The sequence below is a fragment of the Paracoccus alkanivorans genome, assembly GCF_003697785.1.
Taxonomy (GTDB): Bacteria; Pseudomonadota; Alphaproteobacteria; order Rhodobacterales; family Rhodobacteraceae; genus Paracoccus; species Paracoccus alkanivorans.
The window spans coordinates 810,191-830,805 of sequence record NZ_QOKZ01000001.1 but is presented as its reverse complement, the minus strand read 5'-3'; the positions used below and the strand labels follow the sequence as shown (position 1 = coordinate 830,805).

21 protein-coding genes are annotated in these 20,615 nt (G+C 62.4%); 2 read left to right on the top strand and 19 right to left on the bottom strand.

The window, feature by feature from the left end; all coding sequences use genetic code 11:
* Window positions 1-27 precede the first annotated feature (27 nt).
* The 14 genes from ureG to C9E81_RS04075 form a co-directional block, all read right to left on the bottom strand.
* Window positions 28-657 carry an urease accessory protein UreG gene (gene ureG / locus C9E81_RS04140; RefSeq protein ID WP_122111007.1) on the bottom strand — a complete coding sequence of 210 codons (630 nt, stop codon included), beginning with the start codon at window positions 655-657 and terminating at the stop codon, window positions 28-30.
* Window positions 654-1,361, bottom strand: a complete 708-nt coding sequence (locus C9E81_RS04135; protein WP_243698481.1) for an urease accessory protein UreF — start codon at window positions 1,359-1,361, stop codon at window positions 654-656. Before C9E81_RS04135 ends, ureG begins: the two co-directional genes overlap by 4 nt.
* Window positions 1,282-1,764: an urease accessory protein UreE gene (locus tag C9E81_RS04130; protein WP_122111005.1), complete on the bottom strand. Its 483-nt coding sequence runs from the start codon at window positions 1,762-1,764 to the stop codon at window positions 1,282-1,284. The genes C9E81_RS04135 and C9E81_RS04130 overlap by 80 nt, the downstream gene beginning before the upstream one ends.
* Window positions 1,765-1,774: 10 nt before the next feature.
* Window positions 1,775-3,463: an urease subunit alpha gene (gene ureC, locus C9E81_RS04125; RefSeq protein ID WP_122111004.1), complete on the bottom strand. Its 1,689-nt coding sequence runs from the start codon at window positions 3,461-3,463 to the stop codon at window positions 1,775-1,777.
* Window positions 3,454-3,768, bottom strand: coding sequence for an urease subunit beta (locus C9E81_RS04120; RefSeq protein WP_122111003.1), 315 nt, complete (start codon window positions 3,766-3,768; stop codon window positions 3,454-3,456). The genes ureC and C9E81_RS04120 overlap by 10 nt, the downstream gene beginning before the upstream one ends.
* 3 nt (window positions 3,769-3,771) lie before the next feature.
* A complete protein-coding gene (locus tag C9E81_RS04115; RefSeq protein ID WP_122111002.1) occupies window positions 3,772-4,335 on the bottom strand; it encodes a HupE/UreJ family protein in 564 nt (187 codons plus the stop codon).
* Window positions 4,336-4,647, bottom strand: a complete 312-nt coding sequence (locus C9E81_RS04110; protein ID WP_106692605.1) for an urease subunit gamma — start codon at window positions 4,645-4,647, stop codon at window positions 4,336-4,338. It abuts the gene before it with no gap.
* A gap of 3 nt (window positions 4,648-4,650) precedes the next feature.
* Window positions 4,651-5,463 carry an urease accessory protein UreD gene (locus tag C9E81_RS04105; RefSeq protein WP_122111001.1) on the bottom strand — a complete coding sequence of 271 codons (813 nt, stop codon included), beginning with the start codon at window positions 5,461-5,463 and terminating at the stop codon, window positions 4,651-4,653.
* A 183-nt stretch (window positions 5,464-5,646) separates the two neighbouring features.
* The gene (gene urtE, locus C9E81_RS04100) at window positions 5,647-6,360 is read right to left on the bottom strand and encodes an urea ABC transporter ATP-binding subunit UrtE (RefSeq protein ID WP_122111000.1); all 714 of its coding nucleotides are present in this window, start codon (window positions 6,358-6,360) and stop codon (window positions 5,647-5,649) included.
* Window positions 6,361-6,362: 2 nt separating this feature from the next.
* Complete coding sequence (gene urtD / locus C9E81_RS04095; protein WP_122110999.1) at window positions 6,363-7,103, bottom strand: urea ABC transporter ATP-binding protein UrtD; 741 nt, start codon at window positions 7,101-7,103, stop codon at window positions 6,363-6,365.
* Complete coding sequence (urtC, locus tag C9E81_RS04090) at window positions 7,100-8,278, bottom strand: urea ABC transporter permease subunit UrtC (RefSeq protein ID WP_122110998.1); 1,179 nt, start codon at window positions 8,276-8,278, stop codon at window positions 7,100-7,102. The genes urtD and urtC overlap by 4 nt, the downstream gene beginning before the upstream one ends.
* Window positions 8,279-10,168: an urea ABC transporter permease subunit UrtB gene (gene urtB, locus C9E81_RS04085; protein WP_122111166.1), complete on the bottom strand. Its 1,890-nt coding sequence runs from the start codon at window positions 10,166-10,168 to the stop codon at window positions 8,279-8,281. It abuts the gene before it with no gap.
* A 100-nt stretch (window positions 10,169-10,268) separates the two neighbouring features.
* Window positions 10,269-11,552, bottom strand: coding sequence for an urea ABC transporter substrate-binding protein (gene urtA, locus C9E81_RS04080; protein ID WP_122110997.1), 1,284 nt, complete (start codon window positions 11,550-11,552; stop codon window positions 10,269-10,271).
* Between the two features lie 888 nt (window positions 11,553-12,440).
* Window positions 12,441-13,163, bottom strand: a complete 723-nt coding sequence (locus tag C9E81_RS04075) for a glutathione S-transferase family protein (RefSeq protein ID WP_122110996.1) — start codon at window positions 13,161-13,163, stop codon at window positions 12,441-12,443.
* A 107-nt stretch (window positions 13,164-13,270) separates the two neighbouring features.
* Here C9E81_RS04075 and C9E81_RS04070 point away from each other — a divergent pair, with 107 nt between their 5' ends.
* Window positions 13,271-13,639 (top strand): winged helix-turn-helix transcriptional regulator, encoded by a 369-nt coding sequence (locus tag C9E81_RS04070; RefSeq protein ID WP_122110995.1) that lies wholly within the window; start codon window positions 13,271-13,273, stop codon window positions 13,637-13,639.
* Window positions 13,640-14,121: 482 nt separating this feature from the next.
* Here C9E81_RS04070 and C9E81_RS04065 read toward each other — a convergent pair whose 3' ends face one another.
* Window positions 14,122-15,066: a DMT family transporter gene (locus tag C9E81_RS04065; RefSeq protein ID WP_208021078.1), complete on the bottom strand. Its 945-nt coding sequence runs from the start codon at window positions 15,064-15,066 to the stop codon at window positions 14,122-14,124.
* Between the two features lie 47 nt (window positions 15,067-15,113).
* Window positions 15,114-15,731, bottom strand: a complete 618-nt coding sequence (locus C9E81_RS04060; RefSeq protein ID WP_122111164.1) for a nitroreductase family protein — start codon at window positions 15,729-15,731, stop codon at window positions 15,114-15,116.
* A gap of 129 nt (window positions 15,732-15,860) precedes the next feature.
* On the opposite strand from C9E81_RS04060, the gene C9E81_RS04055 reads away from it, so the two are divergent.
* Window positions 15,861-16,754: a LysR family transcriptional regulator gene (locus C9E81_RS04055; RefSeq protein ID WP_122110994.1), complete on the top strand. Its 894-nt coding sequence runs from the start codon at window positions 15,861-15,863 to the stop codon at window positions 16,752-16,754.
* A gap of 255 nt (window positions 16,755-17,009) precedes the next feature.
* On the opposite strand, the gene C9E81_RS04050 is transcribed toward C9E81_RS04055, so the two are convergent.
* Genes C9E81_RS04050 through C9E81_RS04040 form a run of 3 tightly spaced genes read right to left on the bottom strand, consistent with a single transcriptional unit; the run spans window position 17,010 to window position 20,600 of the window.
* Window positions 17,010-18,503: a UxaA family hydrolase gene (locus C9E81_RS04050; RefSeq protein ID WP_122110993.1), complete on the bottom strand. Its 1,494-nt coding sequence runs from the start codon at window positions 18,501-18,503 to the stop codon at window positions 17,010-17,012.
* Window positions 18,500-19,603, bottom strand: coding sequence for a mannitol dehydrogenase family protein (locus C9E81_RS04045; protein ID WP_122110992.1), 1,104 nt, complete (start codon window positions 19,601-19,603; stop codon window positions 18,500-18,502). The genes C9E81_RS04050 and C9E81_RS04045 overlap by 4 nt, the downstream gene beginning before the upstream one ends.
* The gene (locus tag C9E81_RS04040) at window positions 19,596-20,600 is read right to left on the bottom strand and encodes a zinc-binding alcohol dehydrogenase family protein (RefSeq protein ID WP_243698480.1); all 1,005 of its coding nucleotides are present in this window, start codon (window positions 20,598-20,600) and stop codon (window positions 19,596-19,598) included. Before C9E81_RS04040 ends, C9E81_RS04045 begins: the two co-directional genes overlap by 8 nt.
* Window positions 20,601-20,615 lie beyond the last annotated feature (15 nt).

The following is a 20,615-nucleotide window of genomic DNA, read 5'->3' as shown; positions in this document are numbered from 1 at the left end:
GCATCTCCGAAGGAGGGCCGGAGCGTGTCAGTTTTCGACGGAAGCAAGTTCCAACCCGCCTTCGCGGATGAGAAAATCAACGATTTCGGAGACGCCGTTTCCTTTGCGCAGCGAGGCCATGACCACCGGGCGTGGCCCTCTTGCCTCAAGCGCATCGGCCTCCAGCAATGCGATGTCGACTCCGACATGCGGCGCCAGATCGGTCTTGTTTACCACCAGCAGGTCGGAGCGGGCGAGCCCGGGGCCGCGCTTGCGGGGAATGTCCTGACCCGCGGCGGTGTCGATCACGTAGATCGTCAAATCGGCCAGTTCGGGCGAGAATGTCGCGGCTAGATTGTCGCCGCCCGACTCGATCAGCACCAGATCGAGATCGGGAAAGGCAGTGTTCAGATCAGCGATGGCGGCAAGGTTGATGCTGGCATCCTCGCGGATCGCGGTGTGCGGACAGCCGCCGGTCTCGACGCCGCGGATACGCTCCTGCGGCAGGACCTGCGCGCGCATCAGCGCCTCGGCATCCTCGCGGGTGTATATGTCATTGGTGATCACAGCCATGGACAGGCGCGGAGCGAGATGCCGCGCCAGTTGCTCGGTCAAGGTGGTCTTGCCCGCGCCGACGGGGCCGCCGATGCCGACACGAAGAGGTCCGTTGAGGCTCATGATCTGAAAATCCTTACAATCATGGTTTCATGCGACATGGCAGCAATATCGGCGCCCCATGTCGCACTGGTCAGGTCAGTTTCGCGGGCCGAGGCGGCGCGAGATGCTGTTGCAAGCATTGCCGGTTGCAGTTCGGCCAGCATTGTTTGCCCCTCAACCGGGCCAAGCGGCATGAAACGGACCGCCGCCGAGATCAATGCGCTGGCTTGCGCTTGCAGGTAGACCGCAATCATCTCGGGCACCGGCAGCGGAAATCCGGCACAGGCTCGTCCGAAAGCGACGGGCAGGGTGGCGGCGGCATGGGGTTCGCCGGTGATCGCCGTTACGTTGGCTGCGAAGGCCGTGCCCTGCTCGACCGTTTCGGTCAGCCGCTCGGAGGTCATGCAGGCCGCTCGCGCCAGATCATCGAGCCCGACATGATTGGCATCAGGCCGCAGGGACAGCGTGGCCAATACCGCATCCGTCCAGCCGCCGCCATGCTCCAGCCAGTCTGCCAGCCACTGCGGCAGGGTCTTGCGGGTCGCTGCGCCCTGATTGATTGCCCATTCCAGCCCCTGTGACCACGCAAACCCGCCGGTTGGGAAAGCAGGCGACAGATATTGCGCCAATCTTAACCGGGCAGTGTCAGGCGTGATCGTGTTGATGGTCATGCGCGTGGGAATGAGAATGACCGTGATCGTGGCCGAAAGTGCGGCCATGGCCATAGGCGCCCTTCTCGGGGCTGAAGGGCAGCGTGGCATGTTCGAGCCGCGCGCCAAGCTGTTCCAGCATCGCCTCCAGCACGTGATCGGCGCGGATGATCAGCCGGTCGGCCTCGATCCGGCAGGGGGTGTGGCGGTTGCCGATATGCCATGCGAGGCGGGGCAGATCGCCGCGAATGACCAGCACCGGCTCGGCGGCGGCATGAACGGTGATGCGGCGGCCATCCGACAGCAGGAAGGCGTCGCCATCCTCGAGGCTGGTGACCTCGGGCAGATCTACAAGGAAATCGCCCGCATCGCAGGCCAGCCGCTTGCGACGCAGCAACCGGCCCTCGTAATCGAGCTCCACGCTACCATCGAAAGGGCCGGAGGCGTTGCGGATGACCTGGTGACTATGGGGGATCATCGGGGACTCCTCAGAACAGGAAATAGCGTTGCGCCATGGGCAGTTCACTCGCGGGTTCGCAGGTCAGCAACGCACCGTCGGCGCGGACCTCGTAGGTCTCGGGATCGACCTCGATCTCGGGCATGGCATCGTTCAGCACCATGTCGGATTTGCCGATGCCCCGGGTGTGTTCGACCGCAATCAGGGTCTTGTCCAGGCGGTCGCCCGCCCCGGCTTCCAGCCCCGCATGTGACAGGAACAGCGCTGAAGACCGGCGCGAATGCCCCCACATCGGGCGGCTGAAGACCGGCTGCACCGGGATCGAGCCGTTCGGATCGCCCATCTGCGCCACGCTGATCTGGCCGCCAACAAGCACCATCTCGGGTTTGACGCCGAAGAATGCCGGGGACCACAGGACCAGATCGGCGCGCTTGCCGGTTTCGATACTGCCGATATGGGCGCTGACGCCATGCGCGATAGCCGGGTTGATCGTGTATTTGGCGATGTAGCGGCGGGCGCGCAGGTTATCGTTCTCGCCCTGCTCGCCATCCAGCCGCCCGCGCTGACGACGCATCTTGTCGGCAGTCTGCCATGTGCGGATGATCACCTCGCCCACGCGCCCCATCGCCTGGCTGTCCGACGAGATCACGCTGAAGGCGCCCAGATCATGCAGGATATCCTCGGCGGCGATGGTCTCGCGCCGGATGCGGCTTTCGGCGAAGGCCACATCCTCGGGCACGCGGCGGTCGAGATGGTGGCAGACCATCAGCATGTCGAGATGCTCTTCGACGGTATTTGCCGTGTAGGGCCGGGTCGGGTTGGTCGATGAGGGCAGCACATTGCCCATGCCCACCATGCGGATGATGTCGGGGGCATGACCGCCGCCCGCGCCCTCGGTGTGATAGGCATGGATCGTGCGCCCGCCGATGGCGGCCATCGTGTCCTCGACAAAACCGGATTCGTTCAGCGTGTCGGTATGGATCATCACCTGCACATCCATCGCGTCGGCTACGCCCAGGCAATTGTCGATGGCGGCGGGCGTAGTGCCCCAGTCCTCGTGCAGCTTCAGAGCGCAGGCCCCGGCGCGGACCTGTTCCTCCAACGGTTCGGGGCGCGAGGCATTGCCCTTGCCCGCCACCCCGATATTGACCGGCAGATCGGCACAGGCCTCCAGCATCCGGGCGATATGCCAGGGGCCGGGCGTGCAGGTGGTGGCCAGCGTGCCATGCGCGGGGCCGGTGCCGCCGCCAAGCAGGGTGGTGACACCGGAATGCAGCGCGTGATCGACCTGCTGCGGGCAGATGTAATGGATATGGCAGTCGAAACCGCCGGGAGTCAGGATGCGGCCCTCGCCCGCGATGATCTCGGTTCCCGGGCCGATGATCAGGGTGACGCCCGGCTGCGTGTCGGGATTGCCCGCCTTGCCGATCCCGGCGATACGGCCGTCTTTCAGCCCAACATCGGCCTTGGTGATGCCCTGATGATCGAACACCACCACGCCCGTGATGACGGTATCCATCGCGCCGCCCTCGCGCGTGATCTGGGACTGGCCCATACCGTCACGCACCACCTTGCCGCCGCCGAATTTGACCTCTTCGCCGGGGATGGTCAGGTCGCGCTCGACCTCGATCAGCAGTTCGGTATCGGCCAGCCGGATGCGGTCGCCACTTGTCGGGCCATACATCGCCGCGTAATCGGCGCGGGAAAGCGTCACGGCCATGACAAGGCCCCCATGATGTCTTTGCGGAAGCCCTGCACGATCCGGTCGCCCGCATAGGGGATCAGCCGCACTTCGCGCGACTGTCCCGGCTCGAAGCGCACGGCGGTGCCTGCCGGGATGCACAGGCGCATGCCACGGGCAGCGGCGCGGTCGAAGCGCAGCGCCGGGTTGGTTTCGGCAAAATGGTAATGGCTGCCGACCTGGATGGGACGGTCGCCGCTATTGGCGACCATGAGGGTGACCGGCTCGCGGCCCTCGTTCAGCGCGATCTCGCCCTTGGCGGGGATGATTTCACCGGGGATCATGGCCTAGCCCGCAACCATAAGGGCAAGACCGGCCAGCGCCGTGCCGCCGCCGATTCCGCGCAGTAACGCCCCGCGCTGCAGCAGCCTGCCGATACCGATGCCCAGCAGATGCAGCGCCATGGTCGCGGCGGCGAAACCCACTGCGTAGGGAATCAGCCCCTGCGCCGGGCCCTCTGCCCCATGCGCCCAGCCATGGGCAAAGCCGAAGATGGCGACGCCCGGCAGCAGCACCGCCATCGGCGGGCGCATGGCCATCGCCACGAGCGCACCAAGGATCACCACCGAGGCAAGGATCATCGGCTCGACCCCGGGAAATGGCAGCCCCGCCCAACCCGACAGCCCGCCGGCGATCATAGCGGCGACGAATGCGGCAGGCAGTGTCCAGAGCGCCCGGCCGCCGATCTGCGCCGCCAGCAGGCCAAGCGCGACCATGGCCAGCAAATGGTCGGCCCCACCGACCGGATGGGACAACCCGCCCATGAACTGCCCGGTCTCGTGGCCGGGATGCGCAAGTGCCAGGCCGGGCAGGGTTGCGGTTGCAGCGGTAAGAGTGAAAAATCGTTTCATTCAAGCCTCCTCGCGGATCGGATGATGGACGGTAACCAGCTTGGTGCCGTCGGGAAAGGTGGCCTCGACCTGCACCGACTCGATCATTTCGGGCACGCCCTGCATACATTGCCCGGCAGTGATCACATGCGCGCCCGCCTGCATCAGATCGGCCACACTGCGGCCGTCACGCGCGCCCTCGACGACGAAATCGGTGATCAGGGCGATGGCCTCGGGATGGTTCAGCTTGACGCCACGGGCCAGCCGCCCGCGGGCGACCATCGCGGCGACCGAGACCAGAAGCTTCTCGCGTTCACGGGGGGTAAGGTTCATGGATCAGACCTGCCAGATACGTGGAAGGGAATTGGGGCGCAGTGCCGCGAGCAGCCGGTTGATCTGCCGCCGCAGCGGCCAGTCATCTCTGGCCAGGAACCGCAGGACCAGCCGTCCGGGCGGCGCACTGGCGGCGGATGTCACGCCGGGCTCATTTAGAACATCGCGGACGCAGCCCAGAAAATCCGGCGCATGCGGGGCAATCATGGTCAAAGTCGCCATGGCCCGCGCCCCGTTCAGCATTGCCGCACCGTCCAGTCGCCGCAGACCGGCATCGTTCAGTGCCAGCGCGTCGTGATGCAAGATGTGTCCTTCGCGCCGGACCACCCTGCGGTCGCGCAAGTGCAGATGCGACACTGTCTCGCCCATGGCCAGCCGGCCCAGCACGATAATCTCAAGCAGCAGGCATCCCGCGCCCGCTGCAAGGTCGACCTCGGTCACCCGGTCGAGCGCGGCGCCATCGAAGAGGATGGTTTCCTGCGGCAGCCAGTCCAGCCAGCCGTTCTTGCCGATGCTCAATCGCACATGGGAGCTGGCCGCATTGCCCTCGGCACGATAGGCGCGTTCTGCTGTCTGGGTGGTTGCCAGCGCGCGCGTGCCAGAGCGTAATTCAACGCCGTATTCCAACTGGTCATCCGCGGTCAGCCCGCCGGATGTGTTCAGGAACACGATCTCGGGCAATCCGGCGGTAGCCCGTGGCAGCATCGCCTTGGCTGAGCCGGATTGGGCCAGATCGACAATGCCACGCGGACCAAGGACGATCCGGGCCTGTCCATGACTTCGCTGAAAACTGGATATGTGGGACGTGTCGAGCATGCTCCCATTGAAAAGTTCAATGGAGCAGCCTCAACAATGCGCTGTCAAATTGGGCAGAACGACAAGGGAATCTCGGGTTATGTGCCCGAATACAGGGCATCGTGTCACATATTTGAGCAACTCATTGACGGCGGATCATTGAGGCGCCGTTGCAAACAGGAATTGTCCGACGCTGCCGCAGGATCACTCCGCTGTGCTTGGGTGACCGGCCAGCCGGGCATGCAGCTCGCCGCGCCGAAGATCGGATTTCGGCCCGTGCATGACTGTCCGGCCACGTTCCAGCACCAGGAATCTGTCGCCCAGTTCCCAGGCAAAGTCGAAGAACTGCTCGACAAGGATAATCGCCATGTCCCCCCGGTCACGAAGGGAGGCGATGACACGGCTGATCTGGGCGATGATATTGGGCTGGATGCCCTCGGTAGGCTCATCCAGCAGCAGTAGGCGCGGACGGGTGATCAGCGCACGGGCGATGGCCAGTTGCTGTTGCTGCCCGCCCGACAGATCACCGCCGCGCCGATAAGACATTTCCGCAAGAACCGGGAAGCTGTCGAATATCTCGTCGGGAATGCGACGCTCGGCGCGGGGCAGGCAGGCAAAGCCCGTCTCCATGTTCTCGCGGACCGTCAGCATCGGAAAGATTGCGCGTCCCTGTGGCACATAGCCCACGCCCATCCGCGCCATGGCCTGCGCCGTCGGGCGGCCCAGATTCTGGCCATCGAAAATGATCTCGCCTCCCGATCGCGGATGCCGCCCGGCCAGCAGGTTCAGAAGCGAGGTCTTGCCCACGCCGTTATTCCCCATAACGCAGGTCACCTGCCCGGGGGCAGCCGCGATATCGATGCCGTACAGGATTTGCGAGCCGCCGTAATGCAGGGTCAGGTTGGTGGCATTCAGCATGATCAGCGTCCCAGATAGACTTCGATGACTTGCGGATTGCGGGTGACGTGATCCAGGCTGCCCTCGGCCAGAACCGATCCTTGATGAAGCACCGTCACCTTGCAGTTCAGGCGTCGAACAAAGTCCATGTCATGTTCGACCACGACTACCGCATGCGTCTCGGCCAACCGGCGCAAGAGCGTGGTGGTCTGCTCGCGCTCGGCCAGGGTCATGCCCGCCGCCGGTTCATCGACCAGCAACAGCCGAGGCTCCTGCGCCAGCAGCATGCCGATCTCCAGCCATTGTTTCTGACCGTGGCTCAACTCGCCCGCCTTGCGGTTCACCTGTTCGGCCAGCCCGACCTCGGCGGCAAGCTCCGTGACACGTTGATCCGACGATGGCGAGGCACGCCAGCCAAGAACGCTGAAGGGATTGCGATTGGCCCTGAGCGCCATGGTCAGGTTGTCGGCAACGGATTGATCCTCGAAGACCGTGGGGCGCTGGAACTTTCGGCCGATGCCTGCGCGGGCGATCTGCGCCTCGTTCATTTTCAGCAATGAACGGGAGTATTCACCCCACAGCACCTCGCCCGCATCCGGGCGGGTTTTGCCGGTGATGATATCCATGAAGGTGGTTTTACCCGCCCCATTCGGGCCAATCACTGCGCGCAGCTCAGCGGGGCCGATGCTGAAGGACAGGTTGTCGATCGCCCTGAACCCGTCGAAACTGACCGAGACGCCGGAGACTTCCAGTAATGCGCTCATGATCCGCTCTCCTTGCGGCGGGTGAACAGATCGAAGAACCCGGCGATGCCCCGGGGCGCGAACAGGGTGACGAGGACGAATGACAGGCCAAGCGCCACCTGCCACCAGTCCACCCATTTGACGACATAGCCCGGCAAGGCAAGATCGGGCGCCCGACCGCCGGTGAACCAGCTCGACAACAGCGAAACGAAGACCGCACCGATCACCGCGCCATAGAGCCGTCCGCGTCCGCCGATGGCGACCCATACGGCAAGGTAGATCGAGGCGATGGGCGCCAGTTCCGCCGGGTTGATGATCCCCGCCTGCGGGTAATAAAGCGCACCTGCGACCGCGGTGATCATGGCGGCGAGGGTGAAGACCACCAGCTTGAAGCCCTCGACAGGGTAGCCAAGGAAACGCACGCGGGTTTCATCGTCGCGGATGGCGCGGATCACGGAGCCGAACTTGCCGCCGACCAGCCACGCGATCAGCACATATCCAAGCCCGAGCGCGGCGGCGGAAGCCCAGAGGAACCAGATTGACAGCCGCGCCTGCGACACGCCGTCGAGGCCGGGAATATTCTGCAAGCCCGACAGCCCGTTATTGCCGCGAAAGCCGGAATCGTTCTGGAACAGCCACAGGGCAAGCGCCAGCGTCATGGCCTGCGTCAGGATCGACAGGTAGACCCCGTTGACCCGCGAACGGAACGCCAGCCAGCCGAAGACCAGCGCCAGCAGGCCGGGCACCGCGACGACCAGCAACAACTGGAGCGGCAGCGAATGGGCAAAACTCCAAACCATAGGCAGGTCCGACGAGCCGACCACGCCGAAAATCTGGCTGGCGGTGGCCTCTTGCAGTTCCAGCGGCGTGGGCGGGATCGGTGCCTGCGCCAGCGAGGCGGCGACGATCGCCTCGGTCCTTGCATACATCAGCCACTGGCCGATCATGTAGCCGCCAAGCGCGAAGAAGGCCATCTGCCCGAGGCTGAGAATGCCGATATAACCCCAGACAAGGTCCATCGCCACGGCGGCAAGGGCAAGGCACAGCGTCTTGCCCAGCACCTTGACCATCGAGGTCGGGACCGCGCCGCTGCCATAGGCCTGGCTCATCAGGGTGACGGCCGCGGTGAAAACCGCCAGCACGGCCAGCATGAGCAGCACCGAAGGGTTGCGCAGGATGAAGGGTTTGCGGGTCATTTACGCCTCTGCCGCGCGGCCCTTTTGCGGGATGATCCCGCGCGGCCGGAACTGGATGAAGATGATGATGAACAGGATCATGAAGGTCTGTGCCGCCAGCGTGTTCGAGGGGTTAAGCGACTCGATGATCTTGGACAGTGCGCCGATCAGCCCCGCCCCCGCCAGCGTGCCCCAGATATTGCCGACACCGCCGACTACCACGGTCATGAAGCTTTGCACAATGTAATCCTGCCCTAATTCCGAGGTGACCTTGGCGAACAGCCCGATGGCGACGCCGGCGATTCCCGCGATGCCTGAACCCAGGCCAAAGGTCAGCATGGCGATGCGGTCAGGGTTGATGCCCATGCTTGCCGCCATGCCGGGGTTCTGTGTGACGGCGCGAACCTCCAGCCCCAGCCTCGTGCGCTTCATGATGAACAGGAACAGCCCGAGGAACAACAGCGCCAGCACGAAAATCGCCGCGCGAATAGTCGAGATCGAGATCACGTCGTTGAAGGTGATCGCCCCTTCCAGCCATTCCGGCGCGGTCAGCGGGCGGGCCTGGGTGCCGAAAACATTCTTGGCGATCTGTTGCAGCGCGATCGAGACACCAAAGGTCGCCAGCAGGGTTTCCAGCGGGCGCTTGGCAAGATGCCGGATCACCAGCCGCTCCAATGCCACACCGGCGGCGAAAGTGACGGCGAAAGCGGCAGGCAGGGCCACGATCAGCGACAATGTGCGGTCCGGTATCAGGGTCTGGACGACATAGCCGGTATAGGCGCCCATCATGATGAATTCGCCATGCGCCATATTGATGACTCGCATGACGCCGAAAGTCACGGCCAGCCCGATGGCGGCAAGGAAATAGATCGAGGCGAATGACAGCGCATCGAGTCCCAGGTCAATCCCCTTCATCGCCGCCAGCCGCACCTGCGCCCGCGTCTGCGCGGATTTGGCGGCCTCGGTGACATCCGGGTTCGGCTCGGCATAGATCTCGTAATAGCGATGCCTGTCGATGGCCTCTTGCGCCTCGGCCTCGGTGGCGGCAGGGGTGACGGTGCCCGCTGCCTCCAATGCCTCATAGGCGCGGTCGCGGGCTTGCGGGTCGCCCAGATCCGTCACCGGAATACCGCCGACGCGGCCATCCGCGATATTGGCGATCAGGATATCGCGCTGTGCCGCGAGGGTCAGGCGGGGCTGAGCGAGTTCCTGCGATTTCAGCAATTCATAAGCGGCATCGCGGGACAGCTCGTCGCTGCCGGGTTTGAGTTCGCGGGCGATATTGGCGTCCCCGGGCGCCTCAGTCGCGGCAACCCGGCGGGTCGCCAGCAGCGGGTTGAGCACCGCGCGGAAATCCAGCCCGACATCGCCCGACATTTCCTTCAGCGCCGCAATACGGGCCTGCGGGTCGCCGTCATACTGAATGGTCAGCAGGGTCTCCAGCCGCTCTTTCCGGGCCTGCAGCGCCGGATCCGGATCAGGTGGAGCATTGCGCAGCGCCGCCAGATGCTCTTCGGAGCCCGAGCGGGCGATGGAATCCAGTGCCTGCACCCGGATTTTCCGGTCGGGATCGGATATCTGGCCGGCGACCAATGCCGAGTCGATCAACCCGCGCACGCCGGAATTGGGGCGCAGCATCTTCGGATCCGCACCGGCCACCGCCTCGCCGGTTGCGGCATCGGCCATATCGTCGCCGGCAACGATCACAACCCGCCCGTCATCGGTCAGCCCAAGCCGCCGGTCGGTCCACGCGGCCAGCATCGCCTTGCCTTCCGGGCCGGTCGCGGCGATCTGCTTGATCAATGGCCCTACCGTCCGCCGTGAAGGGCGCTCGATCTGATCCATGTTCGTGGCGATCAACGCTTCCAGCTCAGGATTGGCCTGTGCCGGAAGAGCGGAAACTAGAAGCATCAGCGCAAGCGCAATGAGCGACTGGGCACGGAGCGAAGATGTCACGTTTGCTTTTCCCGAATTGGAGGGGGGAGGACGCGCGCGCCCTCCCGTTCAACGATCAGTAATTCGACTGGATCTGCACGCAGCTTCCGGTCTCGGTGTTGAACATGCCGCATTCCTTGCCCGGCCAATCGGCATCCAGCACCGCCGATTCCGGCAGGAAATCGGTCCAGGCATCGCCCGGCACGGGATCGGTCTCGCTGACGATATCGAACTGCCCATCATCGCGGATCTCGCCGATCAGGACCGGCTTGGTCAGGTGGTGATTGGGCAGGACCGTCGCGGTCGAACCGGTCAGGTTCGGCACCTCCAGCCCGACGATAGCGTCAAGCACGGCATCGGTATCGGTGCTGCCCGCCTTCTCGACGGCCTGAACCCACAGGTTGAAGCCCAGCATGGTCGCTTCCATCGGATCGTTGGTCACACGGGACTCGTCACCGGTGGACTTGTGCCATTCCTCGATGAAAGCCGCGTTTTCGTCGGTTTCGGCGGTCTGGAAATAGTTCCACGCCGCCAGGTGCCCGACGAGGTTCCCGGTATCCAGTCCCGACAATTCCTCTTCACCGACGGAAAAGGCCATGACGGGGATATCATCCGCCGAAATACCGGCCGCCGCCAGTTCCTTGTAAAAACCGACATTCGCGTCGCCATTGATGGTCGAGACCACGCCGACCTTCTTGCCATCCGCGCCAAGCGCCACGACATCCGCGACGATCTTGGACCAGTCGGAATGGCCGAAGGGCGTGTAATTGACGAAGATGTCCTCGGCCGCGACACCCTGATCCTTGAGATAGCTTTCAAGGATATTGTTCGTCGTGCGCGGATAGACGTAATCGGTGCCCAGCAGCGCCCATTTCTCGACGCCCAATTCCTCGGTCATGTATTCCACCGCCGGAATCGCCTGCTGGTTCGGCGCGGCGCCGGTATAGATGACGTTCCTGGAGCTCTCCTCGCCCTCGTATTGCACCGGGTAGAACAGCAGCCCGTTCAGTTCCTCGATCACCGGAAGCACGGATTTGCGGGATACCGAGGTCCAGCAGCCGAAAATCGCGTCCACTTCCGAGACGGTCAGCAATTCGCGCGCCTTCTCGGCGAATAGCGGCCAGTCCGAGGCCGGATCAACGACCACGGCCTCCAGCGGACGGCCAAGAACGCCACCCTTGGCGTTCTGCTGCTCGACCATCATCAGAACGGTATCTTTCAGCGTGGTTTCCGAGATCGCCATGGTGCCCGACAGCGAATGCAGCACGCCGATCTTGATCGGCTCGCCCTCTTGCGCCCATGCCCCGGGCGACAAACTGATCGCACCGGTCAGCATCAGCAGTTTCGTGGTCGTTTTCATATCACCCTTTCCGACCGGTGCTCTGACCGGTGTCCCTGTTGTGATTGTCCGGGAAGGCCGCGCCCTCTCGTGCATCACAACAGCGGAATCCCGCTTGGTTGGACAGGATTCGGGCAGTTCCGATGCCGGGCGGTCAGGCATTGTCGATAATATGGGCAGATTGCTTCGATGCTGCATGAAAACCGGGCGCGCAGGGGCTGGGGATGATGCCGCGCCGATGTGGCAGGACGGAAGAAGTTCGAGCCGGATTGATGCGTGAGAGCCGTTTCAGGCATGAGATGATCCCAGTATTGAAGATTGCCTGGGACGTTTGCCGGCGCGGCCCCGATCCGGGACACAGTCCCGGTGATACCTTGATCAGAATGGCTTTGCACAAAGCCTTTGAGGCGCGAGGTTCCCCTTTCGTCGGGCAGACTTATCTCACAACCTTCGTGACAGGTATGGCAAGCACGGTGTCGTCGTTCAGAACGGCGATGCGGACTTGCGACCTGACGGTCGCAGTCCCATGCCATGGGCCACCGGCCCAACAGCCTGATGCAATGCATCATTGTCACGGCTTGGTTTCGATGGTGATACCGGCTCCATCGTCATCGGATTACAGGGCCGAAGCATTTGACTACCCTGAGGATGTCACAGCATCCCGGTGTTGACATGGGACATCGCGGATCGGCCCTGAGGAATTTGACTGCAAGCTGTCTACCGCTGACCTCGCCATACCCAAGGATGGATTGCGATCAACGGGACTCTCAAGAGTGACCTGACGGCGATCCTCCTGAATGTCCCATCGGCGAAAGTCAAAAAAGCTCGGCGTCGCGACCCGATCAGGGCGGGCTGGATGAATGCCCGAAGTCGAAACCTGGCTTGATGGCTTTCGCCGATGCCCGAACTTCAAGGTGACCAAGGTGACGACGAACCGAACCGGTCGATCAGTTCCGCAAGACCGATATGACCGAGGCAAGCTCCGCTGCCCGGTCTCGTTTCGCCCCCTTCCAACGCAGTTGCATAAATGACTGCGGGATCGGCTTCGAGCCTCTGCCGAATGGCTGCAAGCCTTGGCCAGCGTTCCGGGTCGGCAACCTCATGGAAATTGAGCCACCGGGCGATTCCGATGAACAAGGCGTCCGCAAGCTTCGGTTTGTCCCCCGTCAGGAATGGAGCATCTCCGGCCATTTTTTCCAGCATATCGTGGCGTTTGATTACGGCTTCGCGCCCCCATTCGCGTAGCGCCGCCTGCAGTGGAGGATTGGGAGGTGTCATCTCAAGGGCAGCCCATAACGGGCCGAAGGCAGCGGTGAAGCCTGTATTGATGAACGCCATCACCTGATGCATCCGGTTCGCTTCCGGCGAAAGCGGATCGAAGCTGATCCGCCGCTCGGTATCTCTCGCCTCGAACCAGGCGGCAATGGCCATTGTTTCCGTCAGCGTTTCTCCCTTATCGGTAATGAGCGCCGGTGTCTCGTGGCGCGCATTGATCCGCGCATAGGAAGGTTCTCGCATTTCGGTCAGCATATCGACGCGGCAAAGGCGATAGGGCTTGCCCAGCCATTCAAGGGCGGCAACGAGGCCCATGGAGCTTCCCGCCGGGAAGCCGTATATGAGAATGGGTTCCATTTTACGTTCTCCGTGAATTCCGATGATTACGCTGCGCAGCTGTGCTGGAACCTAGCGGAGTGTTATCCGGAGTAAATTACGCACCTTTTTGTAACCATGGAGGAAGAATGAAAAACCTTGTCTCCCGCTGCCCGATCGAAGAGGTGATGCAGGTGCTCAGCGGTCGCTGGCCGACATTGCTGATTTATTATCTCAAGGATGGCACCAAGCGATTCAACGAGCTTCGCCGGGACAATCCGACGATTTCCCACAAGATGTTGACGTTGGAGCTTCGAAAGCTGGAGGATGCGGGTATCGTGCAACGGACAGAGTTCAATGGCTACCCGCTTCGCGTCGAATACGATCTGACCCCTGCCGGAGAAACGCTTGTGCCTCTTATCGATGCGTTGGGTGAGTGGTGGGAGGCCACTGACAGTCCTGGTCAGCAACACGCCGAAGAAATCGGAAACGCGGTCGAGTTTGATCGTCCGGTTTAACCTGCGTCAGGAAAACCGATAATCCCCGATGCGATCATGGGGGTTATTGGGAAGAATGAGGACGAATCGCCCCATCGTCACTGGCGCATGGGCAACAGCATGCGGCCCTTGGTCTTCGCTCGGCAGACAGTGAAGAAGGAGCCACATGGCCGTTAACCGGGCAATCCGCTGTGTGTTTCTGGTGAGCGGCAATATGCCGGGGCGCAGAGGCGAGACGAGAGTGGATTTGCAGACCGGAGTCTCTGGCTGGAGGTCAACCATGTCCGTTGCGCTGCCTGCATAAACATGAGAGAGGCCGAACAGGGGCAGTAAGGGGGCCTGGCGGCCTGCGAGGTCGGAGCGCAAGCAACATTACCTGCTCCCCGAGGCGCGCTCAGGAGAAAGAGTTGCCCGGAACCATCATCCTGCAGGTCCGGGCATCGCGGTGCAGTCATCTTCATATTGGAAATTCATGGCTGCGCAGCGAAATCATGTCATCTGGATCAGCCGCGCAGTCTTCCCGCATCGGCATGCGAAATAGCCGCAAGCTGTCTGCCTCCCGTGCGGAAGAGCAGGATCATCGCCGTGATCACCAGCGCGCTGCCCGGCAGCCAATGCCAGCCGATGACCTCAGGTCGTGCGGCGAACAGGGCCAGCATCGATACGAAGGGCACCAGATAGCTGTAGGCCGTCACCGCACCCGGCGTCAGCACCCCGGTTCCGCGCTGCATCAGCCAGAATGTGACACCGCTGGAAAACACCCCGAGATAGGCGACCAGCAATATGTCCTTGGGCTGCATCTTTGCCATGGCCGTCAGGGGCTCCATGGCAAAACCGGCCAGTGCAATCAGGACGCACCCCATGGCAAGGCTCCAGAAAGTCCTGACGGCAGCGTCGGATGAGAGGATGCCTCGGGCCAATCCCCATTTGGACAGGACCGGGTAAAGGGCCGAAGCGATGCAGCCCAGAAAAAACGCGCCTTCGCCCCGGCCGAATTGCAGTGCGGTCAGGTTGCCGCCGCTTTGGGCAAGCGCAAGGGCAATTGCTCCGCCCGCGCCCAGGGCCAGAACGGCCGGCAGGCGGGCTGCGCGCGGCTCTATGCCAAGAACCCGGCCAATCCCATAGGCCAACAGCGGCATGGATACGAACAGGGCCGACATGGAAAGCGCGCTCACACGGTGCGCAGCCCAGAACATGACGCCAAAGAAACCGGCAAGGCAAAGCCCCATGAACGCGTAAAGCAGCAGGCCGAGGATATCGGGCATCTCCGGTCCTTTCCGCCAGACCAGCGGCAGCATTGCCAGCGCCGCGATCGCGAAACGCATCGCCGTCAACAGTAATGACGGCAGCCCCTCGCTCAACATGCCGACAACCGGGAAGGAGGCGCCGACTATCGCTGCCCAAAGCAGCATGCCCAGATGCGCACCTGTCACATTGCCGTTTTCCATTTGGTTTCTTCCTTATCAGTTAAAGGCATCTCTTTGCGGGGAAGATCTCAGGCAAAATCCAGAACCTGTGACAGCGGGAGTCTCGGTTTCTGCGGCCAGTTGCCTTCCCGGGCATACCCCACCGCGATCAGCACCACCGGGATCTCGTTTGCGGCCAGATTGAACTCGCGCGCGACAATCTCGGGATCGAAACCAACCATCGGCCCCGTCGCCAGGCCATGGGCCTCTGCTGCGAACATCAGGAATGCAGCGCCCAGAGTTGCCGTCCGAATTGCCTCGTCCCGCTGCATCTGCGCATTGCCGCCATAGTTGTCCTCGACCGCCTTCGTCCATGCGCCGATCATGTCGGAAGGCATGAACCCTGCCTCGACCGAGGGTTGCAGCCGCTCCTCCATGACCGCAGATACAGGGTGCTGCCCGCAGATGATATAAGTCACCGCAGCCTCCGCCACCTTGGTCTGCCCATAGGCGGCGGCCTGCAGGCGTGCCTTGGCCTCGGCGCTCCGAGCGGCAATGAAACGCCAGTTCTGGAGGTTGTAGGCCGTGGGCGCTCGCGTGGCGAGGCTGGCGAGTTCCTCGATCTGCGCGTCGGTCAATGCCTTCCCGGCATCGAACAGATTGGTTGAAACACGGTTCTCGATGGCGGTGATAATCGGATTTTTCATCTGTCTCGACCTTTGACGATAATGTGTTTCAGCGAAGATGCCGCTGATGAGGTCGAGATAATTCTTTTCCACTGCCGGGATAATCCGTTATCCAGTTTCATAACTCATAACCAAAAGTAAATAATAACGATGGATCAGTTGCAGGCTCTCCGGGTATTCCGCCAAACGGTGGAAGGCGGTTCCTTTGCCGAGGCAGCACGCCGGTTGGGACTTTCCCCGGCCGCGATCAGCAAGAACATCCGGGAACTTGAGGCGCATCTTGGCGTGCGCCTGCTCAACCGAACCACGCGCCGGATGAGCCTGACCGAAGCCGGCCAGCGCTATTACGAGCAGATAGCCCGCGTTCTCGACGACCTTTCGGATGCCGACAATTCTCTGGGACCCCTGCAGCAGATGCCAAGCGGGCTGTTGCGGGTCAGCGCCCCCATGGCCTTTACATTGACGCGCCTGTCAGATGCTATCATCGGCTTTCTCGATCGTCATCCCGACCTGACGCTTGACCTGAAACTGGAGGATCGTCGGGTCGATCTTGTCAAGGAGGGGATAGACGTCGCCATTCGTGGCAGTGACCGACTGGAGGATTCCAGCCTGATCGCGCGCAAACTGACAACGCTTCGGCATGTGATCTGCGCCTCGCCGGGTTACTTCGCGCAATATGGCCGCCCCGGGATTCCTGATGACCTGCGCGCGCATAACTGCGTGCAGTTCACGCTTTCGGGCCATGTCCAGCAATGGTCATTCGCGCGGATGGGGCAAAGCGTATCCGTGCCGGTCGACGGGCGCTATAAGGTCACGACCAGCCTGGCGGTTCGGGACGCGCTGCTTGTCGGCTTCGGGCTCAGCCTGATCCCCTATATCTATGTGGAACGGGATATTGCCGAAGGAAGGCTTGTGACGGCGCTTGATGATTGGAGCGCGGTCGAAACCTCGATCCATGTCGTCTATCCCTCGCGCCAATACATCCTTCCCAAGGTGCGGGCCTTCGTGGACTTCCTGGCAGACGAGATGCAGGAGGAAGAGTAAATCTTTTCCGAACGGGCGGTGACGCGCCGCTTATTGGCTGGAAAATCCGCTGTTCACGGTCAATCCCGCCAGCCAGGCGGGAGCGGCGTGATCGGTCAGGACCAATACGGTCTGTTCCGGATCGAACAATGCGGCAGGAGTGGCCATAACCTTCGGGGCAAGGAACGGCCATCCCCGATGATCCTCGCCCGATTGGCTACACCTCGATGTCTCGCGAATGCGGATGATCTTGAAAACGAATCCGGGGTTGCCGGCTTATAGCGTCGCACCGATCTTCCAGGGTACGAATTCATTGTCACCATAGCCCAGAGCTTCGGATTTCGTTTGCTGCCCCGAAGCCATGTCCAGGATACTGTCGTAGATGCGACGGCCCATTTCGGCTATTGGCACTCCCCGATCCACGATCACTCCGCAATCAATATCCATATCCTCGGCCATGTTGCGGGCCATTTCAGAGTTGGACGCCAGTTTCAGCGACGGCGTGGGTTTGTAGCCGGCACAGGATCCGCGCCCGGTCGTAAAGCAGAGTGCATTCGCCCCGGCGGCGATCTGCCCGGTGGCGACGACAGGATCATAGCCGGGGCTGTCCATATACACGAAGCCGGGCCCGTCGATACGCTCTGCATAGCCATGGACGCCGGACATGGGCGATACGCCACCCTTGGCAACCGCGCCAAGGGATTTTTCGAGGATCGTCGTCAGTCCGCCGCGCTTGTTCCCCGGAGAGGGGTTGTTGTCGAGAGTGGTGCCGTTCCGGGCGGCATAATCGCGCCACCAGTCGATCATGCCGCGCAGGCGCGCCCCATCTTCGCTGTTCGCACGTGAGATCAGCAGATGCTCGGCGCCGAAGATCTCGGGGGTTTCGCTGAGAATGGAGGTGCCGCCCGCCGCCACCAGCAGGTCGGAGGCATGGCCGAGCGCCGGATTGCATGTGATACCCGAGAAACCGTCCGAGCCGCCGCATTGCATCCCCAGGATGAGTCTAGAGATATCCTGTGTCGTGCGCCGGTCACGGTTGGCTGCCGCCGCAATCGGTTCCAACAGCTCCAGCGCCCGTCTTACCGCAGAGCGCGAGCCGCCCACCTCCTGCATGTTGAAACTGTGGTAACGGTCCCTGGTCCAGTCGTTTGGCGGATAAAGCGTCAGCTGGTTCACCTCGCAGCCAAGACCCACGATGATGATGCCGCCGAAATTCGGATGATCGCGATAACCCTTCATCACACGGATCAGCGCGTCATAGTCGGGCCCCTTGTGTTCCATCCCGCAGCCCTGCCCGTGGATAAGGGGTGCAAAGCCGTCGATGCCGGGGTATTTCGGTAAAAGGGTGCGGTTGGCTTCGGCCGCTATCGCATCGCAGACAGTGGTCGAGCAATTCACCGAGGCGAGGATTCCGATATAGTTGCGGGTTCCGACCCGGCCATCAGGACGCAGGTAGCCCTCGAAGCTGCGCCTTTCGGGCGGTTCGGGCGTCGTCGCCCTGGGGGCCGGCATTTCGGCATGATCCCTGGGAAAGCCGCAATTATGCGTATGGACATGGGCACCCACAGCGATGTCCTCCGAGGCGATACCCATCATTTGACCGTATTTAATGACGGGATCGCCCTTTGCCATTGGCAGACGGGCAATCTTGTGGCCGCGCGTGATTTCCTCGACAGCAGTGACCCCGGCACGAGTCTCCCCCGCCGGCCAATCGGTTAGCGCGATTGCCACAGTGTCGATTTCGGAAAGGATCATTGCTCCGGTGCTCATGCCGTATTTTCCTTGCTCGCGATCCGCTGCAGTTGCGGGGCCTCGAACTCCGCCTCCACCTCGCGGACCCATTCGAGGAACGCACCGATCCGGCGCTGGATCTTCTGGGGGTGATTTTGCGCGATGTCCGAGAGACGATGTTCCAGAAACGGGTTGCGAAACCGCTCTAATGTGGTCGCAAGATAGTCTGCCGCGGCATCCTTCATGCCGTGCGCGGCAAATCCTCGTAAAACCTCCGTCTCGGCGATGGCCTGCATCCGCTGCCCAAGTGACCCCTTCATCGCGGCATTGACGGTCAGGTCGGACTCGCCATTCGCCTCCATCCAGAGCTGGACAAGCACGGTATGGCAAAGGTTCAGTATATGGAGCTTCAGCCGTTCGATCCGCTCGATATCGTCAACCATGCGGATCGCAGGATGCGAGGTAGGCGCGGCAAGGCCCGGTTGGGTTTCTATGGCCCAAAGCGCGTAGGGTTCGGCCACTGCGCCGGCTGGTTCGATCGGCTCTGACACGATCCGATCGACGAGAGAGACTGCCCAACGGCATTTTGCCAGCCAGTTCATCAATGCGTCCGGGGCTGACCGGGCGCGGGCGATCTGTGTCACGCGATCCCGCAGAACGATGCCGTTGTCGGAGATCAGTTCCATCGGAAAGATGTCAAGAGGCGCCGCACCGGCCGAATGGCGGTGGGCAAGGAGATGATAGAGCTTGGCCGGGTAGCTCATGTCCCGGGGATCATTGCCGGTCTCGTCACCGGGCAACGGATCATAGCCGCTGTCGCCGGTGTTGGACAGGATGGCGATCGCCTCTTCGGTGACGACACGTGTAACTTCGTCCCAATCGGTAGTGGTAGACAGCGTGCGGCGGACGATTTCGACGCAGCGCTCTTCATCCACGGTCTTGCCATCCTGAAGGCCGCGGATGCGGACCGGATAACTGCCTGTGAGATGGGCGAGGCGCTTGCGGCGATCAGGATCGCCGGATGACTGGATGACCGTTACCGCTCGTTGTGGCGTGCCTTCCTGAAAGAACAGATCTGCATGGGCCTGCAGAAAACGCGAGGTGCCGAACTGCACGATGGGAGTGGTGACATCAGACATGGATCAGTGCCTTGACGACAGTATTGCGATCTTCGGCCCATTTTGGCAGGTCGGTTACGGCTGCTTCAAGAGTCGTGCTATGGGTGCCGAAGGCGTCGATGGGGACGAGCCCGCGCGCCATGCAGTCCATCACATGCTCGAAATCGGCCTTCAGCGCGTTGCGGCTGGCGAAAAGCGTTGTTTCACGCTTGTGAAACTCGGGATCGGCAAAGAGCAGATCGCCCTTGACCACAGAAAGCAGAACATAGGCCCCACCATGGGCTACGAAACGCAGGCCGGCATTCATTGCCTTGATGTTGCCGGTCGCGTCGAAGACCGCATCAAATGCCCCGCCGCCCGCTGCATCCACGGTTTCGCATGTCGCATCGGGCAGGATCGCACGGGCCAGGTCAAGTCGCTCGGACGAGGTGTCGCGTACGGTCACGCTGGCCCCGGCGATCTGCGCAAACAGCGCCGCTCCCAGTCCAATGGGGCCAGCGCCCACCACAAGCGCCGTCGAACCCGAGCCGATACCGGCGCGGTGCACGCCGTGGGCGCCGATGGCCAGGAATTCCACCATCGCGGCGGCCCGCGGTTGCAGCCCGGGCGCGGCATAGGCGTTGGCCTCGGGGATCACGATCTCCTCGCACATGCCGCCGTCGCGATGAACACCGAGCACACCGATATTCTCGCAGCAATTGGGCTTGCCGGTGGTGCAGGCACGGCATTCGCCGCAGGTGATATAGGGATTGACCGCCACCAAATCGCCACCCTTGATGCGGCCGTCGGAACTGTCCTGCATCGCGCGCGCGGCAAGCTCGTGTCCCATGATGCGCGGATAGGACAGAAAGGGCTGCTGGCCCTTGTAGATGTGATAGTCCGTTCCGCAGATGCCGATCGCCTCGATTTTCAGCCGGATATGTCCGGGACGGTCCTCGGGGCGCGGTCGCGTGACCAGTTCGAGACGGCCCGGCTGGTCGCAGACCAGTGATTGCATCTCGTTCGGAAAGTTCGTCATGACAATTCCGTTCCT

Bases quoted from the DNA above. Each gene is read 5' to 3' on its own strand.
- C9E81_RS04135 (WP_243698481.1), bottom strand. From the start codon at position 1,361: ATGGCCATGGCCGCACTTTCGGCCACGATCACGGTCATTCTCATTCCC.
- urtD (WP_122110999.1), bottom strand. From the start codon at position 7,103: ATGAGCGCATTACTGGAAGTCTCCGGCGTCTCGGTCAGTTTCGACGGG.
- C9E81_RS04065 (WP_208021078.1), bottom strand. From the start codon at position 15,066: ATGGAAAACGGCAATGTGACAGGTGCGCATCTGGGCATGCTGCTTTGG.
- C9E81_RS04120 (WP_122111003.1), bottom strand. From the start codon at position 3,768: ATGATCCCCGGTGAAATCATCCCCGCCAAGGGCGAGATCGCGCTGAAC.
- C9E81_RS04040 (WP_243698480.1), bottom strand. From the start codon at position 20,600: ATGACGAACTTTCCGAACGAGATGCAATCACTGGTCTGCGACCAGCCG.
- ureC (WP_122111004.1), bottom strand. From the start codon at position 3,463: ATGGCCGTGACGCTTTCCCGCGCCGATTACGCGGCGATGTATGGCCCG.
- ureG (WP_122111007.1), bottom strand. From the start codon at position 657: ATGAGCCTCAACGGACCTCTTCGTGTCGGCATCGGCGGCCCCGTCGGC.
- C9E81_RS04115 (WP_122111002.1), bottom strand. From the start codon at position 4,335: ATGAAACGATTTTTCACTCTTACCGCTGCAACCGCAACCCTGCCCGGC.
- urtE (WP_122111000.1), bottom strand. From the start codon at position 6,360: ATGCTGAATGCCACCAACCTGACCCTGCATTACGGCGGCTCGCAAATC.
- C9E81_RS04045 (WP_122110992.1), bottom strand. From the start codon at position 19,603: ATGTCTGATGTCACCACTCCCATCGTGCAGTTCGGCACCTCGCGTTTT.
- C9E81_RS04110 (WP_106692605.1), bottom strand. From the start codon at position 4,647: ATGAACCTTACCCCCCGTGAACGCGAGAAGCTTCTGGTCTCGGTCGCC.
- urtB (WP_122111166.1), bottom strand. From the start codon at position 10,168: ATGCTTCTAGTTTCCGCTCTTCCGGCACAGGCCAATCCTGAGCTGGAA.
- urtC (WP_122110998.1), bottom strand. From the start codon at position 8,278: ATGACCCGCAAACCCTTCATCCTGCGCAACCCTTCGGTGCTGCTCATG.
- C9E81_RS04130 (WP_122111005.1), bottom strand. From the start codon at position 1,764: ATGATCCCCCATAGTCACCAGGTCATCCGCAACGCCTCCGGCCCTTTC.
- C9E81_RS04075 (WP_122110996.1), bottom strand. From the start codon at position 13,163: ATGGAACCCATTCTCATATACGGCTTCCCGGCGGGAAGCTCCATGGGC.
- C9E81_RS04105 (WP_122111001.1), bottom strand. From the start codon at position 5,463: ATGCTCGACACGTCCCACATATCCAGTTTTCAGCGAAGTCATGGACAG.
- C9E81_RS04050 (WP_122110993.1), bottom strand. From the start codon at position 18,503: ATGAGCACCGGAGCAATGATCCTTTCCGAAATCGACACTGTGGCAATC.
- C9E81_RS04055 (WP_122110994.1), top strand. From the start codon at position 15,861: ATGGATCAGTTGCAGGCTCTCCGGGTATTCCGCCAAACGGTGGAAGGC.
- C9E81_RS04070 (WP_122110995.1), top strand. From the start codon at position 13,271: ATGAAAAACCTTGTCTCCCGCTGCCCGATCGAAGAGGTGATGCAGGTG.
- urtA (WP_122110997.1), bottom strand. From the start codon at position 11,552: ATGAAAACGACCACGAAACTGCTGATGCTGACCGGTGCGATCAGTTTG.
- C9E81_RS04060 (WP_122111164.1), bottom strand. From the start codon at position 15,731: ATGAAAAATCCGATTATCACCGCCATCGAGAACCGTGTTTCAACCAAT.